Origin of the sequence: Brassicibacter mesophilus (assembly GCF_050433385.1) — a bacterium.
Lineage (GTDB): Bacteria > Bacillota > Clostridia > Tissierellales > Proteiniboraceae > Brassicibacter > Brassicibacter mesophilus.
Window position 1 is genome coordinate 219,504 of record NZ_JBNPXI010000002.1, and the last position, 15,619, is coordinate 235,122.

At 30.2% G+C, this 15,619-nt stretch carries 15 protein-coding genes; 11 read left to right on the plus strand and 4 right to left on the minus strand.

All coding sequences use genetic code 11. The features are described from left to right. Nucleotides 1–84: 84 nt before the first annotated feature. From mutS to HNR33_RS03645, 9 genes are all read left to right on the plus strand, one after another. A complete protein-coding gene (mutS, locus tag HNR33_RS03605; protein WP_429080110.1) occupies nt 85–2,712 on the plus strand; it encodes a DNA mismatch repair protein MutS in 2,628 nt (875 codons plus the stop codon). A gap of 18 nt (nt 2,713–2,730) precedes the next feature. Beyond that, nucleotides 2,731–4,635, plus strand: coding sequence for a DNA mismatch repair endonuclease MutL (mutL, locus tag HNR33_RS03610; protein ID WP_429080113.1), 1,905 nt, complete (start codon nt 2,731–2,733; stop codon nt 4,633–4,635). A gap of 15 nt (nt 4,636–4,650) precedes the next feature. After that, on the plus strand, nt 4,651–5,604 hold the full coding sequence (gene miaA / locus HNR33_RS03615) for a tRNA (adenosine(37)-N6)-dimethylallyltransferase MiaA (protein ID WP_429080116.1): 954 nt from the start codon (nt 4,651–4,653) through the stop codon (nt 5,602–5,604). 22 nt (nt 5,605–5,626) lie between these two features. Further along, complete coding sequence (gene hfq / locus HNR33_RS03620; protein ID WP_429080118.1) at nt 5,627–5,881, plus strand: RNA chaperone Hfq; 255 nt, start codon at nt 5,627–5,629, stop codon at nt 5,879–5,881. A gap of 132 nt (nt 5,882–6,013) precedes the next feature. Continuing rightward, nucleotides 6,014–6,949 carry an AAA family ATPase gene (locus HNR33_RS03625; protein WP_429080120.1) on the plus strand — a complete coding sequence of 312 codons (936 nt, stop codon included), beginning with the start codon at nt 6,014–6,016 and terminating at the stop codon, nt 6,947–6,949. Beyond that, complete coding sequence (locus HNR33_RS03630) at nt 6,946–7,551, plus strand: GTPase domain-containing protein (RefSeq protein WP_429080122.1); 606 nt, start codon at nt 6,946–6,948, stop codon at nt 7,549–7,551. The genes HNR33_RS03625 and HNR33_RS03630 overlap by 4 nt, the downstream gene beginning before the upstream one ends. Next, nucleotides 7,532–8,119 (plus strand): hypothetical protein, encoded by a 588-nt coding sequence (locus HNR33_RS03635; protein ID WP_429080125.1) that lies wholly within the window; start codon nt 7,532–7,534, stop codon nt 8,117–8,119. The genes HNR33_RS03630 and HNR33_RS03635 overlap by 20 nt, the downstream gene beginning before the upstream one ends. Then, nucleotides 8,112–8,294 carry a hypothetical protein gene (locus tag HNR33_RS03640; protein ID WP_429080127.1) on the plus strand — a complete coding sequence of 61 codons (183 nt, stop codon included), beginning with the start codon at nt 8,112–8,114 and terminating at the stop codon, nt 8,292–8,294. The genes HNR33_RS03635 and HNR33_RS03640 overlap by 8 nt, the downstream gene beginning before the upstream one ends. Before the next feature lie 53 nt (nt 8,295–8,347). Next, the gene (locus HNR33_RS03645; RefSeq protein WP_429080129.1) at nt 8,348–9,661 is read left to right on the plus strand and encodes a methionine gamma-lyase family protein; all 1,314 of its coding nucleotides are present in this window, start codon (nt 8,348–8,350) and stop codon (nt 9,659–9,661) included. A 6-nt stretch (nt 9,662–9,667) separates the two neighbouring features. Here HNR33_RS03645 and lexA read toward each other — a convergent pair whose 3' ends face one another. Next, entirely contained in the window at nt 9,668–10,291 is a 624-nt protein-coding gene (gene lexA, locus HNR33_RS03650; protein ID WP_429080131.1) for a transcriptional repressor LexA, read from the minus strand. A 162-nt stretch (nt 10,292–10,453) separates the two neighbouring features. On the opposite strand from lexA, the gene HNR33_RS03655 reads away from it, so the two are divergent. Further along, nucleotides 10,454–10,762, plus strand: a complete 309-nt coding sequence (locus HNR33_RS03655) for a LysM peptidoglycan-binding domain-containing protein (RefSeq protein WP_429080133.1) — start codon at nt 10,454–10,456, stop codon at nt 10,760–10,762. 36 nt (nt 10,763–10,798) lie between these two features. On the opposite strand, the gene HNR33_RS03660 is transcribed toward HNR33_RS03655, so the two are convergent. Further along, entirely contained in the window at nt 10,799–11,755 is a 957-nt protein-coding gene (locus tag HNR33_RS03660; RefSeq protein WP_429080135.1) for a tyrosine recombinase XerC, read from the minus strand. A gap of 405 nt (nt 11,756–12,160) precedes the next feature. On the opposite strand from HNR33_RS03660, the gene uvsE reads away from it, so the two are divergent. Then, entirely contained in the window at nt 12,161–13,123 is a 963-nt protein-coding gene (gene uvsE / locus HNR33_RS03665; RefSeq protein WP_429080137.1) for a UV DNA damage repair endonuclease UvsE, read from the plus strand. Between the two features lie 105 nt (nt 13,124–13,228). Here uvsE and thiS read toward each other — a convergent pair whose 3' ends face one another. Next, nucleotides 13,229–13,426: a sulfur carrier protein ThiS gene (gene thiS / locus HNR33_RS03670; protein WP_429080139.1), complete on the minus strand. Its 198-nt coding sequence runs from the start codon at nt 13,424–13,426 to the stop codon at nt 13,229–13,231. Between the two features lie 19 nt (nt 13,427–13,445). Then, nucleotides 13,446–15,602 (minus strand): aldehyde ferredoxin oxidoreductase family protein, encoded by a 2,157-nt coding sequence (locus HNR33_RS03675; RefSeq protein ID WP_429080141.1) that lies wholly within the window; start codon nt 15,600–15,602, stop codon nt 13,446–13,448. Nucleotides 15,603–15,619 lie beyond the last annotated feature (17 nt).

Consider the following 15,619-nt stretch of genomic DNA (forward strand, 5'->3'; position numbering starts at 1 on the left):
CAATAGGCTAAATAGTTTAGCCTATTTTATTATCAATTTTTCTTATGCTATAATAATTATAGTAACTAATTTGGAGGGAAGATTTTGGGTAATTTAACACCAATGATGCAACAGTATTTCGAAATAAAACATAAACACAAAGATTCTATATTGTTTTTCCGGTTAGGTGATTTCTATGAGATGTTTTTTGATGATGCTATTACTGCCTCTAAAGAATTAGAAATAACTTTGACCGGGAGAGATTGTGGACAAGAGGAAAGAGCACCTATGTGTGGAGTTCCATTCCATTCTGCTGATTCATATATTGCTAAACTCGTTGAAAAAGGATATAAGGTAGCTATTTGCGAGCAGGTTGAAGATCCTTCTAAAGCAGTAGGTATAGTTAAGAGAGATGTAGTTAGGGTAATCACTCCAGGTACCATCACAGATACTAACGCACTTGATGAAAAATCAAATAATTTCTTATGTTGTATTTATATGGATGATGAAGGATATGGACTATCTTATGTTGACATTTCAACTGGTGAATTATGTACTACAGAAGTCTTAGTAAACAGTACAGATCCAATAATTTCTTTAATAAATGAATTGGGCAAGATAATGCCGACTGAAATTATTGCTAATAGTTATTTATATGACAATACAGAAACAATTGGAAAGATAAAAAGAAGAACTAATTGCTTTATTAACGCTTTTACTAACGAAACTTTTGACTTTCATTCTGCTAAAGAGTTAATTAAGACTCATTTTGCTGTAATTAGCTTAGATGGCTTAGGTTTATCAGGAAAAAATCATTCAATTATGTCATTAGGGACTACCATACAATATCTTAATGAAACACAAAAGATTACATTAAATCACCTAAATAATATTCATTCGTATTCTTGTAATAGCTTCATGACTTTAGATATTAGCACTAGAAGAAACCTTGAACTCATAGAAACAATGAGAGGAAAGAGTAAGAAAGGTTCTTTAATATCAATGCTGGATAAGACATCGACAGCAATGGGGGGAAGATTACTAAGAAAATGGATAGAGGAGCCCCTTCTTGATAAAACTGAAATCGAGAGTAGATTTGATGTTATTGAGTATTTTACTAGTAATATTATGATAATGAATGATATCGAAGAGCTGTTAAAAAAAGTCTATGATTTAGAAAGGCTTATGGGTAAAATTGTATACGGTAACTGTAATGCCAGAGATTTAATAGCAATGAAAAACTCTCTTAAAATCTTGCCCGATATTAAATCTATAATAAAATTAAATGGATCAGAATGTACTAAGCTTAATGGAATAGTTGAAAATATGGATTGTCTGGATGACATATATACTATTATACACAACTCAATTGAAGAAGATCCACCTTTAACAATTAAAGATGGAGGAATTATTAAAAGCGATTATAATCAGGAATTAAAGGGCTTAAGAGAAGCAGCATCAAATGGGAAAGAATGGTTATCTCAATTAGAGGAAAAAGAAAGAAATTCTACTGGAATAAAAAATCTTAAGATAGGATTTAATAAAGTCTTTGGATATTTTCTGGAAGTTTCAAAATCAAATATTAAACTAGTACCTGATTACTATATTAGAAAGCAAACCTTATCAAATTCAGAAAGATATATTACTCCAGATTTAAAAGAAATGGAATCAAAAATTTTAGGCGCCGAGGAGAAGATGACTGCTATTGAATATGATATATTTAATAGCATAAGAGATGAAATTAGAGCAAATGTTAAGAGAATACAAGACACAAGTAAAAGAGTTGCTACTATTGATGCTCTGATTTCTTTATCTCAAGTAGCGTATAAAAATAATTATGTAAGACCTGAAATCAATGATAAAGGTACTATAGAGATAAAAAATGGAAGACATCCTGTAGTAGAAAAAATGCTTGAAGGAGAACTATTTGTACCAAATGATACTTATCTTGATACCAAAAATAATAGGATTTCAATAATTACCGGTCCTAATATGGCTGGAAAATCAACATACATGAGGCAAGTAGCACTTATTACTCTGATGGCTCAAGTTGGAAGCTTTGTACCAGCTGAAAAAGTCAGTATTTGTATAGTAGATAGGATATTTACCAGGATTGGTGCGTCAGACGACTTATCTCAAGGGCAGAGTACCTTTATGGTTGAAATGACTGAAGTAGCTAATATTTTAAATAATGCAACTAATAACAGCCTTATTATTTTAGATGAGATAGGTAGAGGTACTAGTACTTATGATGGGTTAAGCATAGCTTGGGCAGTTATTGAATATATTAGTGATACAGATAAGCTTGGAGCCAAAACATTATTTGCTACTCATTATCATGAACTTACAGAGCTAGAATGTAAGTTAGATGGAGTAAAAAATTACAGTATTTTGGTACAAGAAAAAGGTGAAAATATTATTTTTTTAAGAAAAATTGTACAGGGTGGTGCAGATAGAAGCTATGGTATTGAAGTAGCTAAGCTTGCTGGGGTTCGAAATGAGGTAATAGAAAGAGCTTATGAAATACTAAATGATCTAGAGAAAAAAGATTTAAATGTGTCTGATATAGCAATAACTTGCGATACAGTTAAAAACGAGTATCAGCTTGATTTATTTAAAGTTAATGAAAATAGATTAATTGAAGAACTAAGAAATATTAATATGATGAATATTACTCCTATACAAGCTATGAACATACTTTATAGATTATGTGATGAAAGTAAGAAAATATAGGTGATATTAGGTGATAAAATGAGAAGTTCGATTAAATTACTTGACGATAAAACTGTTAATAAAATAGCCGCAGGCGAAGTAATAGAAAAACCAGCATCTGTGGTAAAGGAGCTTGTCGAAAACTCTATAGATGCTTTTTCTACAGATATTACTATTGAAATAGTTGAAGGTGGAAAGAAATATATACGTGTGACAGATAATGGGGTAGGAATTGAGAAAAATCAAGTAGACTTAGCTTTTTTAAGACACTCAACAAGTAAAATAAGCAGAATTGAAGACTTACAAAGCATTACATCGTTAGGTTTTAGGGGTGAAGCCTTGGCTAGTATCGCTGCAGTCTCTCAGCTGGAACTAATAACGAAAGTTAAAGAACAATTGAGCGGATCCAAAGTAATTATTAATGGTGGGAAAGTTCTGACCAAGAATGATGTAGGATGTCCTAATGGAACTACTATCATTATAAGAAACTTATTTTATAATGTTCCAGTAAGACAGAAATTTCTTAAAAGTGATACTGTCGAATCTTCTTATATCAGTGATATTGTATACAAGCTTGCACTTGGTAATCCTAAAATATCATTTAAATTTATAAAAGATAGTAAAATGATTATAAGAACGCCTGGAAAGGGAGATTTATCCTTAAATACTTATAGTTTACTAGGCAAAGAATTTATCAACTCAATGTTTAATGTAAATTATGAAGGCAAGAATATTAAAATAAGCGGCTTAACATGTAAACCCTCATATACTAGAGGAAATAGAAATCATCAATATCTCTTCGTAAATAATAGATATGTTAGAAACGTAGAAATCTCTAGGGCCATTGAGGATGTATATAAAACTCTTATACCTATCAATCGATTCCCAATTTTCATACTATATATTTCAATAGATCCAGACGTAATTGATGTAAACGTACACCCAACAAAAACAGAAATACGATTTGAAGATCAAAATCAAATAAATTTTTTGATACAGGATGTTATTAAGGATGTTTTAAACGCTAATAACTTAATTCCTGAAGTATCAATGAACAATAAAAAAGAAGAAACTAATAGTGAGCAGTCTTCATTTTTAGACACTCCAATTATTGATTATAAAAAAAATGATGTTTGTCCTGAGCAAAAAAATAATTTTTTAAATGAAAAAGATAAAAACTATAAGTGTAAGGAGTTTAATCACTTAGGTATTAGCACAAGTAAAGAAACGCTTAATTCGCTTCATAACAATAGCATAGAAGCTGATAAGAGCATTAGAATTATTGAATATGAAGTCAGGGAATCAGATGAAACTACGAAAGATAATGAACATAAAAATAGTAGACGAGATGATATCAATAATAGGATACCTGAACTAAATATTATTGGTAAGTTATTTGATACTTATATATTAGCTGAAAATAAAACAATGAATGAATTTTATTTAATTGACCAACACGCTGCTCATGAGCGAATAATGTATGAAAAATTAAAACATCAGCTTGAATCTCAAAACGTTTATACTCAACAGTTATTGTCAGCAGAAGTTATAGATTTAACACATGGAGAAATTCAGCTGATACATGAGAATATAGATATTTTTAAGAGAATTGGTTTTGATATCGAAGAATTTGGAAACAATTCGATTGTATTAAGAAGTGTACCGGTTATATTTGGAAAACCAGATTCAAAACAGCTCTTGCTAGATATATTGGATAAGCTTCAGTACGATATAAAAAGTAGCTACCATGTAAGATTAGAAAAAATTATGAAAATGGCATGTACTAGTGCTATCAAAGCTGGATATAATATCAAAGAAATAGAAATAAATAACTTAATAAATGAGCTAAGTTACTCAGAAGAACCTTATACTTGTCCTCATGGACGTCCGATCATTATAAAAATAACAAAATATGAGCTTGAAAAAAAGTTTAAAAGAGTATAGTAAAGGATGAACTAGATGTCTAAAAAACCGCTTTTAATATTAGTTGGGCCAACTGCTGTTGGTAAAACTGCTATATCCATTGACGTAGCTAAAGCAATTAATGCAGAAATTATATCTGCAGATTCAATGCAAATATACAAATTCATGGATATAGGAACAGCAAAAATTTCTAAAGAAGAGATGAAAAATATCAAGCACTATATGATTAATGAAATCTACCCTGATGAAGAATTTTCAGTTTCTGACTTTCAAAAGAAAGCATATGAATATATTGATACGATTTTAAATAAAGGAAAGCTTCCTATGGTAGTTGGTGGAACTGGACTATATATTAATTCACTAGTGTATGATCTAGATTTTACAAGAGCAGTTTCAAATTGGAGCTTAAGAAATGAATTTTTAAAAAAAGCAGAACAGTTCGGTAACGAATATATTCATGATAATTTAAAGCAAGTGGACCCAGAGTCAGCCGAAAGAATACATATTAATGATACCAAAAGAATTATTAGAGCTCTAGAAGTTTATTATGATACAGGAACCCCTATGTCTAAGTATTATAATAGTTTTAGACAATATAACAGTATATTTAATCTAACTATGCTTGGTTTGAATATGGACAGAAAAGAGTTATATGATACAATCAACATAAGAGTAGATGATATGATTAGTAATGGTCTTATAAATGAAGTTAATAACCTTCTCAATATGGGATACAGTGAAAACTATGTTTCTATGCAAGGATTAGGATATAAAGAAATTGTTAAATACCTTAAAGGACAATATTCTTTAGATGAAGCTGTCGATATATTAAAAAGAGATTCTAGAAGATTTGCAAAAAGACAACTAACTTGGTTTAGAAGAGATGAAAGAATACATTGGATAAATATAGATGATTTTGATAATAAGAATTCTATTGTTGAATATATTATTAACTATGTAAAAGAAAGATTTGAAATAAATAATAATTAATTAACCTAAAGGAGGGAAATTTATGAAAAATAATATTAATTTGCAAGATGTATTTTTAAACAGGGTTAGGAAAGAAAATGTGAGCATCACTATTTTTCTATTAAATGGATATCAACTAAAAGGATATGTAAAAGGATTTGATAACTATACTATAGTTTTAGATTGCGAAGGAAAACAAAACTTAATATACAAACATGCTATCTCAACGATAATCCCTTATAGACCAGTAAATTTTGCTAATAAGAATAATAGTTTAACTGAAAATCAATCTGAATAAATTATCTATAGTATGGAGTGTAAAAAGCTTTTTAGAAATATTTCTAAAAAGCTTTTTTATTATACAAATTTAGTTCCAAATTAGTTATAATTTGAATAATATATTTATAGTATCCTTTTTTGAGGTGATAATATGGGAAATGAACTGCTTGCTTTATATCAATTAGGTAAAATCAGTATAAACGAAGCGATGGAACATTTAATTGATGACAAGAAAAAGCAAAGTTACAATAATTTTTTAAAAGAAGAACGAGAAGAAACTCTACAGGAAATTATCGATGAATTAGATATGCTTATTGGACTAAATAATGTAAAGGATTTGGTTTGTGAAATAAAAGCATTTATAGAGATACAAGCTAAAAGAAGAAAGGAAAACCTTCTTGCTGAACCTGTTGTTTTACATATGATTTTCAAGGGTAATCCTGGAACGGGTAAAACAACTGTTGCTCGACTAATAGGAAAGATTTTTAAGAAGATGGGTATGCTTGAAAAAGGCCATCTTGTTGAAATTGAGAGAGCAGATATTGTTGGCGAATATATAGGTCATACTGCTGTAAAAGTTAAGCAACAAGTAAAAAAAGCATTAGGTGGTATACTTTTTATTGATGAAGCATACTCTCTAGCGAGAGGGGGGAATAAGGACTTTGGTAAAGAAGCTATAGATGCATTAGTTAAAGCTATGGAAGACTACAAAGACAATTTGATTTTAATATTGGCTGGATACTACGATGAAATGGAGGAGTTTTTAAGGTCGAATCCAGGATTAAAATCAAGGTTTCCTATACATATCGAGTTTAAAGATTATACCACTGATGAACTTTTAAAAATAGGTGAGCTCATTGCTAGCCAAAAAGAATATAGACTTTCAGAACGAGCTATTATTAAATTAAAAAATATATTGATATTAAAAAATGATAGTTACAATAGTGGTAACGCTAGATTAGTAAGAAACATTATAGAAAAATCGTTTCGGAAACAGGCATTAAGATTGCAAAATAAAAAAAACTTAACAAGAGAAGACTTGATATTAATTAAGGCGGAAGACATAGCGGGAGATGATTTGTATTGAAGGAAGCTTTAATAATCGGTAAGACAAATGTTGGAAAGTCATTATTCCTCGTAAATTTTACCGAGTTTTTGGGTTATAAGAAGATATATTTAAATATTGAAGGACTTGATGGAAAAGTATTAAAAAAAGAGATGTCTATAGATATAGCCATAAAGTATCTCTCTTCTAATCAAAAATTCAAAACAAAATGTTTGCAGTTCACTGAATTAAAAATACCAGTCTCTAAAGGGTATAAAGAAATTAGGATTATTGATTCTAGTGGACTAACTGATGGAATTCATCCAGACTTAAATATAAGATGCAGCATTGTACAAACTTTAGAAAAATTAGAGAATACAGGTATGATAATACATATTGTTGATTTAACAGAGTATATTGATGAGAATATTAATTTAATTAGCGAAATAGATAAGCAGATTATTAGATTCGGCTCCAATAAAAATAATTATATCTTATTAGCTAATAAGATAGACTTAGATAAAGATGGAAAAGGATTAAGGTATCTCCAAAGCTGCTTTAATAACATTAGAATTATACCTATATCTGCATTGTATAGAGATGGATTTAATGAGGTGAAATCATATGTTATTAAGTCACTATAACATAAAAAATATTCTTTGCGTATTGATAACAGGTATTGTTATTAAAACTATGGACGATTATATTGATACTAATAAGTCTGAACTAATCAATAAAATAGTAAAACAACACGTAGGAAGTGGAATTATTTCATACATACTGTTGTTTTTTTCATTGTCGTGTCTATTGAATAAAGAACTCTCTATATCCTTATTTTTAGGAGCATATATGGTAGGTATGTTTACTGATTTAAGAAGACCATTATTTTTTAAACTCAATGGATTTTATGAGTCAGTAATCATCTTTACTATCGGAGCTTACTTTCTAGGAATTCTCATGATGTTACTTTCTATAATAATCATGACGTTTATACAATTCTTTGATGATGTTATTGACAGGGAAGAAGATAGATATAGTGGAAATAAAAATTTCGCTATAAAATATGGCACTGTAGAAATAAGTTTATTAGCTATTTGTTTATTACTATTATCAATTAAATTAAGCCCTAGTATATCTACTATGTCTTTAGTAACTTTTGTTGTTCTGCAAGCTGTTGAAAAAAGAATAAAGCGGGGGAAAAGAAATGCATAATGTGACATATAGTATATTCGTTAGCTTACTTTTATTACTAGGATATGTTATAGGGAGAAGAGTAGGTAGGAGAGAAGGCTTAAAAGAAGGACTTGCATTAGCACCAATAATTCTTAGAAAACAGATGAACATCAAAGGAAAGTGTCCCATCTGTGATAAAGATAATTGCTTGTAATATCCTAATATGATAAAATACAGAAGACAATAACATAACAGAAGGTGAATATAATGAATAAGGATACGATAAATATATTATGTAAACAATTTAATTTGAAAGAAGAAGTAATAAACTATGTAATTCAAAAAGAAAACAAGTTATTAAAGAAATCATATTTTGAGAATATAGAAATAGTGAAGGAATATAATCAATATAAGGTTATAGCTGCAATGCAAAAAGCTAAGTTAAATGCAACTCATTTTAGCTGGGCAACAGGCTATGGATATGATGATATAGGTAGAGAAAAGGTAGAAGAAATCTATTCTTATGTATTTAATACCGAAGATGCACTAGTTAGACCAACTATCGTATCAGGAACACATGCAATTTCATTAACTATTTCAGGAATACTCAGGCCTGGTGATGAAATGATTTCTATAACAGGTAGTCCATATGATACGCTTCAAAAAGTTATTGGTGTTAAAGGGGATGCGAGGGGCTCTTTTATCGAATATGGGATAAAATATAGAGAAATTCCGTTAAATAGTAATGGAGATATTGATATTAATACAGTACTTAATGAAGTTTCTAAAAAAACAAAACTGATCTTAATCCAAAGATCAACAGGATACAGTGATAGAAAGGCTGTAACTGTAGATAAAATAAAAGAAGCTATAGATGCTATCAAAAATTATAGAAGTGATTTGATTTGCATGGTAGACAATTGCTATGGTGAATTCTTAGAAAAAATAGAACCAACTGATGTAGGAGCAGATGTTATAGCTGGTTCATTGATTAAGAATCCTGGTGGAGGGTTAGCACTATCAGGTGGCTATATTGTTGGTAAAAGTGACATTATTGAATTAGTTGCAAATAGAAGTACAGCTCCTGGAATAGGTAAAGAATGTGGTCTTACATTTGGAACTACCAGGAATACTTTACAAGGTCTTTTCCTAGCGCCACATATAGTTGCAGAAGCAGTAAAAGGAGCCTTGTTAACAGCTTCAGTATATAAAGGGTTAGGCTTTAGAGTTATACCAGAGTTAGATGACAAAAGAAGTGATATAATTCAAGGTATAGAATTCAGAAATAAAGATAGGTTAATAAGCTATTGTCAAGGTATCCAAAGTGCCTCTCCTGTTGACTCATATGTATTACCTCAACCTTGGGCAATGCCGGGATATGAAGATGAGGTTATTATGGCAGCAGGAGGATTTGTACAAGGTTCATCAATTGAACTTAGTGCAGATGCCCCTATAAGAGAACCATATTTTGCATACTATCAGGGAGGTTTAACATACGACCACTGTAAACTGGGAGTTATGATGAGCTTAAACAATTTATATAATAATAACCTGATTGAAAAAAATAAGCTGGCTTTATAGCCAGCTTTATTTTATTTTTCTGTATACTCCTGTGACTTTCCCTAAAATAGAGATGTCTTTAGCTATAATAGGTTCCATAAATTGATTTTCAGGTTGCAATCTAATGTAATCTTTTTCTTTATAAAACCTCTTTATAGTTGCTTCTTCTTCTAAAAGAGCGACAACTATTTCACCGTTTATAGCTGTATTTTGTTGTCTAACAAGCACGAAGTCGCCATCTAGTATTCCTGCTCCAATCATGCTTTCTCCCTTTACCTTTAACATAAATACAGAATCATTCTCCACAAAATCAATAGGCAGGGGAAAGGTGTCTTCAATATTTTGAACTGCTAAAATTGGTTCTCCAGCAGTAACCCTACCAACTATTGGTACATCAACTATCTCTTTTCTAGAAAAAGCAAAAATACTATTATCTCTGTCCAGTATCTCTATTGCTCTTGGCTTAGTTGGATCTCTTCTTATGTATCCCTTTTTTTCTAATCTTTCAAGATGTCCGTGTACTGTTGAAGTAGATTTCAAATTAACCGCCTTACATATTTCTCTCACTGCAGGAGGATACCCTTTATTTTGTAATTCAGTTTTTATAAATTCAAGTATTTTTAATTGTTTTGAAGATAAATCCTCATACATAGTGGCACCTCGCAAATTTTTATTTGTAGTTATTATAACATATATGCTTTCTTTTATCAAACATTCGTTCGACATTTTGATAAAACTGTTGACAGAGAACATGTGTTCTATTATAATAAAAATAAGCGAACAAACGTTCTTTAGAAAAAAGGAGAGATATATATGAAAACTAAAAGACTAAGAATAGTAAATAAATTCAGATTCATATCATTTTTAATTCTTTGTTTTCTGCTCATCACCGCGCTCATAAGCAGCATGTTTGAATCAAATACAGCATATAGCGATAGTAATACTGAAAATAATTACATAGAATGCACGGCGACTACAGGAGATACAATATGGGAAATAGCTAAAAATAATAATCCTTATAATTATGACATAAGAAAAGTAGTACATGAGATTATGAAATTAAACAGTATGGATAGTGCAGACATAAGGCCTGGTGATATAATTAAAATACCTTCTCACTAATTACATATCAAAAAAGAGTAGATAAACATTGAATATCTACTCTTTTTTTTTATTTGATAATGGATTACTTTTAACGGCTTTTCTAAGTCTGTCATCATCTATATGGGTGTATATTTGTGTAGTTGAGACATTTTCATGTCCTAATATTTGTTGCAAGGCTCTTATGTCTACGTTCCCATATTTATACATTAATGTCGCTGCAGTATGCCTTAGTTTATGAGTAGAATATTTTTCGCTATCTAAACCAGCATTTTTTATGTATTTCTTTACAAGATATTGAACCGTTTTATTGCTTATTCTGTTTTTTCGTTTGCTTATAAACAGGGCATTAACATCTTTAATATTTTCGGTAGGTCTTACGGATAGGTAATTGTTTATAGCCCTTAGACACGCGTCGTTTAAATATATTGTTCTTTCTTTGTTTCCTTTACCAACAACAGTAAGAGTATCTCCTTTAATTTTATCTATATCTATGCTGACTAGTTCAGAAAGTCTAAGCCCACAGTTTAAAAAAAGAGTAATAATTGCATAATCACGCTCTCGAAAAGGTCCATCGATATTATCTAATAGTTCTTCAGCTTCGTTTAGCGAAAGATGTACTGGGTGCCGAATGTTAGTTTTTGGAGATTCTAAGTCTAGTGCAGGATTTTCGTCAACCAGTTTAACTTTTGTATGCAAAAACTTGAAAAAAGATCTTATGCTTGCGACCTTACGAGCTTTTGCGTAGTTTTTATTATTTCGGTTTTTGTCAACATACGAAATGAATGCATATAGATCTTGTAATGTAACTTTTTGAATTAATGATATATCTATATCAGAAATATCAATATCATCAAAATTGACGTTTTTATCAACTAATTTATAACGTATTTTGAGGAATCTAAAAAGTGTTCTTAAATCAAAATAGTATTCTTTAACTGTATTGGACGATTTACCTTTAATAGTTTCTATGTAATTTAAAAAATCTTCTAATATCAAGGGCATGTTCTCCATTTTTCTCACTCCTTATTATACAAAATATACATTTTGTATAATTAAATTCTACGTTTTTTCTAGAAATCCTTCTTTTTTTAGGATAATTATTTATTTTTATTTTTTACCTAAAATAAAAGATTTATATTATTATAAAACGAGCAAAATATTATAAATACATAAAAACCATTATCAAATTATGCTAAAAAACGCTGTAACTTTTTGCTTTTCAATTACAAATACGATTTTTGCGCATAAAAACGATTTTTAAATAAAATTATCAAAATATAGCGTCTAAAATCGATTCTAAGCAAAAAATGCTGCATTCTAATACAAAACCATTGCCATTAAATTTTAAAGGCCTTACAACTCAAATATAGGCTTAATTATATTTTAAAATCCAAAAAAATAAGGAGTGTCTTTTATATGATAGTAAGACTAGGATATGTTGCAATGGCAGTTGATTTAAAAGACTGCTCACCTTCAAAAACTATTACTTATTCTCAATACTCTAAGATGTTAGATGACGAAGTAAAATTATACAAATTAAAGAAGTTGGCAAAAGAAAATCTGATTAACACTAAAAGAATTTTATTGTATAATGCTGCTCATGATATTAAAGTTTATAGAATTACATCTAAGCTCATTCCATTAATAAACCATCCTAATGTTTCGTACTGGAACTACATAGATGAGTTATCTGAAGTTTTTGACCAGATAAAAGCAATAATAAATAAAAATAATTTTAGAATAAGTGCTCATCCAGATCACTTCACTCTTCTTTCGTCACCTAGACAAGATGTAATTAGTTCTTCAATAAACGATTTAGTATACCATAATAATATTATGAAAGCTTTTGGACTTGACCACCAAAATGGCAAACTAGTAATACATGTAGGCGGAAAATATAACAGCAAAAAACAAGCTATTAATAGATTTAAAACGAACTTCAGTAAACTACCAGAAGAAATTAGAAATAGAATTATCTTAGAAAACGATGATAAAATATATGATTTAATAGATGTTTTGGAAGTTTGTGAAGAATTAAAAATTCCTATGGTCTTGGACATACACCATCAGTGGTGTAATAACAGAAAAGAAAAAATAGAATACTATTTAGAGCGAGTGTTTAACACTTGGAATGATCGAATACTTATACCTAAAATTCATGTATCTAGCCCTAAATCAGAACTTGAATTTAGAGCACATGCTAATAATATTAATCCTGACTTTTTCTTTAATTTTATTTATAAAGCTAAAACATTAAACAAGGATTTTGATGTTATGATTGAGGCTAAAAATAAAAACTTAGCATTAATAAACCTTATGAATCATATTAGGCGTCAACCAGATTTCAAGATTATAGATGCTTCCTCTTTTGAGGTTTAAATAAAACGGCCTTAAGTTTTCATAATATAGTTATGTAAACTTAAGGCCGTGACGTTTAATATATAATGTAATTAGTCCAGTACCTATTTTCTAGTTTATGGTCATTTACCCTCCTGCTAACAAATGAATCACTTGAACGTCATCTTTATCATGTATCAAAGTGCTTGTATAAGCATGTTTAGGTACTAGCTTATTATTTATTTTTACTATTATCTTTGGATAAGTATATCTTTTTATTTTTAACAGTTCATTAACTGTTAAGCCTTCGTTCCACTCATGGTCTCTTCCATTTACCTTTATCACAAAATCAACTCCTACTTTATTAAAGATGCTTCTCTACTACTTCTATTACTTCAGGAAGGTCCATATTAATTTCTTTTAATTTTTCTATAGTAGGTATTCCGTCCATAGTCCATCCTCTTCTTTTGTACACAGCATCAATCAATAATTGGTACTGTTGTTCCCTGTATGATCTCATAACAGCTATTTTTTCTTGAGTAGTTTTATTTTCAGTATTATAATTTAACTTTTCTTTTAGTTGATTATCATATCTTTCTTGTCTTGACTCATATTCTTCAATAGTTACAGGACCTACTGAACGATAAGGAATTTTATCATCCTCTCGCTTTCCATGACCCACTCTTATATTAAAAACTCTTTGAAAATTATAAACTCTTTCTGACTGTCGTATTAATTCATTTTTATCAATTTTTTTACCTGTTACACCATTAAATAAATCGATATAATTCTGTACATGCTCAGGCATTTTAGCTGGTTCTGCCGATGAAGAATTGCTTGCTGGAGTAATGTCGTTCCATGGTAACTTACATAATCCCATTAAGCCAAACCAAGTTCTAAACATCGGGAAATAGTGAAGAGCTTCAGCTTTGTCTTCAAATGTAGGAATTTGATTGTTCACCATATCCATGAATATCAACCATGCTTCATCGTGTTGTGGCCCTTTATTAGTTAAACCATATCCACCTTGTTGAGCTAGAGATTCTTTCGGCAAATATTCAGAATATTCTAGGCCTTTTTGTTCCATTCCTATATCTTCAAGTAGTGATGAATCTGCTTCATATTCATCAACAAAAATCTTCTTCAATTTTCTTATTCCAAGACCAGCTAACTTCCCAAATCCTTCTCCTCTTGACATTTGATGAAGTAATTCAATAGCAGCATCTTTATTACCAAAATTAAGTTCTAATCCTCCAGTTATCTCCTTGTTAATTATTCCATTTTCATAGCATTCCATTAAAAAGGCAGTTATTGTTGCAAATGATATTGTATCTACTCCATAGGTATCACAATAAAAGTTACATTCTAATATATATTCTGGATCAAAAATTCCACAGTTAGCACCTACTCCTGCAGCTGTTTCATATTCAGGTCCATCTACAGTTACTTTATGCCCTTTATATGGTCCTGTTTTTAGTACAAATTCATCTGCTGCTTTAGCACATGATAAAGAACATCCGTACCAGCAACCATCAGATTTTCCTTGTGTTAAATATTTATCTCTAAATATATTTGAAGCTATTTTATGTGTATCTGGGTGATTCCCATATTTATAATTATGCACAGGCAACAAATCGTAGGCATCCATAACTTCTATTATGTTTGCAGTACCTACTTGTCTCATTCTACATTGCTCATCATCAAACCTATTTATCTCTTTATGAAGTCTTACTCCAGCTCTGTTTATTTTGCCCTGATCAGCAGGGTTATTCAAATTTCCTTTAACACCTCTATACTTAACTACTAATGCTTTTATATTTTTATTTCTAAAAACAGTACCTATACCTCCTCTACCTGCTTGCTTAAGTCTTGTAACCTTTCTTCGAACATCGTAAAAAGTAAAGTTTAAAAGACCTATTAGTGTATTATCTGCAGCTGTACCTGCTGTAACTACAGCAATATTCCTCTTGTCATCTTCAGATTCAGCATACATTTCTGTCAATTGCTCTCCCAATACATGCCCATCAATTGCTTCTAAGGGAGCTTCTTCTATTCGTACTATACCTTTATTTCCGTCTATAAATACTATGACATCATTTTGCGCTTTTCCTTGCACTTCAAGTGCATCCCATCCAGAGAATTTTAATAGCGGTCCAAAATACCCTCCTACATTACTATCGATTACTATATCTGTTAATGGAGAAAGCGTTACTACAAGTGATTTACCAGCACCAGGGTATTGTGTGATACCACCAATTGGCCCACTAGAAATTATTATTTCATTTTCAGGGTCATTCCACTTTGTTTCGGTGGTTACAGCATTCCATAAATACCATAAACCAAAGCCTTTACCTCCAATAAACTTATCCTTCATCATTTCTGTGACTAGTTTAGATTCTACTTTATTTTCACTAAGATTAACATATAAAGACCTGTTAGTATATCCTTTTTCAATTTTACCTAAGTCATATTTATATTCCGTAAGTACTTTATGTTTTTCTAAAAATTTATCTATGTTCAAACCATACGCCTCCCTAT

Bases quoted from the DNA above. Each gene is read 5' to 3' on its own strand.
- HNR33_RS03655 (WP_429080133.1), top strand. From the start codon at position 10,454: ATGAAAACTAAAAGACTAAGAATAGTAAATAAATTCAGATTCATATCA.
- HNR33_RS03660 (WP_429080135.1), bottom strand. From the start codon at position 11,755: ATGGAGAACATGCCCTTGATATTAGAAGATTTTTTAAATTACATAGAA.
- HNR33_RS03645 (WP_429080129.1), top strand. From the start codon at position 8,348: ATGAATAAGGATACGATAAATATATTATGTAAACAATTTAATTTGAAA.
- HNR33_RS03625 (WP_429080120.1), top strand. From the start codon at position 6,014: ATGGGAAATGAACTGCTTGCTTTATATCAATTAGGTAAAATCAGTATA.
- HNR33_RS03640 (WP_429080127.1), top strand. From the start codon at position 8,112: ATGCATAATGTGACATATAGTATATTCGTTAGCTTACTTTTATTACTA.
- mutL (WP_429080113.1), top strand. From the start codon at position 2,731: ATGAGAAGTTCGATTAAATTACTTGACGATAAAACTGTTAATAAAATA.
- hfq (WP_429080118.1), top strand. From the start codon at position 5,627: ATGAAAAATAATATTAATTTGCAAGATGTATTTTTAAACAGGGTTAGG.
- uvsE (WP_429080137.1), top strand. From the start codon at position 12,161: ATGATAGTAAGACTAGGATATGTTGCAATGGCAGTTGATTTAAAAGAC.
- HNR33_RS03635 (WP_429080125.1), top strand. From the start codon at position 7,532: ATGTTATTAAGTCACTATAACATAAAAAATATTCTTTGCGTATTGATA.
- lexA (WP_429080131.1), bottom strand. From the start codon at position 10,291: ATGTATGAGGATTTATCTTCAAAACAATTAAAAATACTTGAATTTATA.
- miaA (WP_429080116.1), top strand. From the start codon at position 4,651: ATGTCTAAAAAACCGCTTTTAATATTAGTTGGGCCAACTGCTGTTGGT.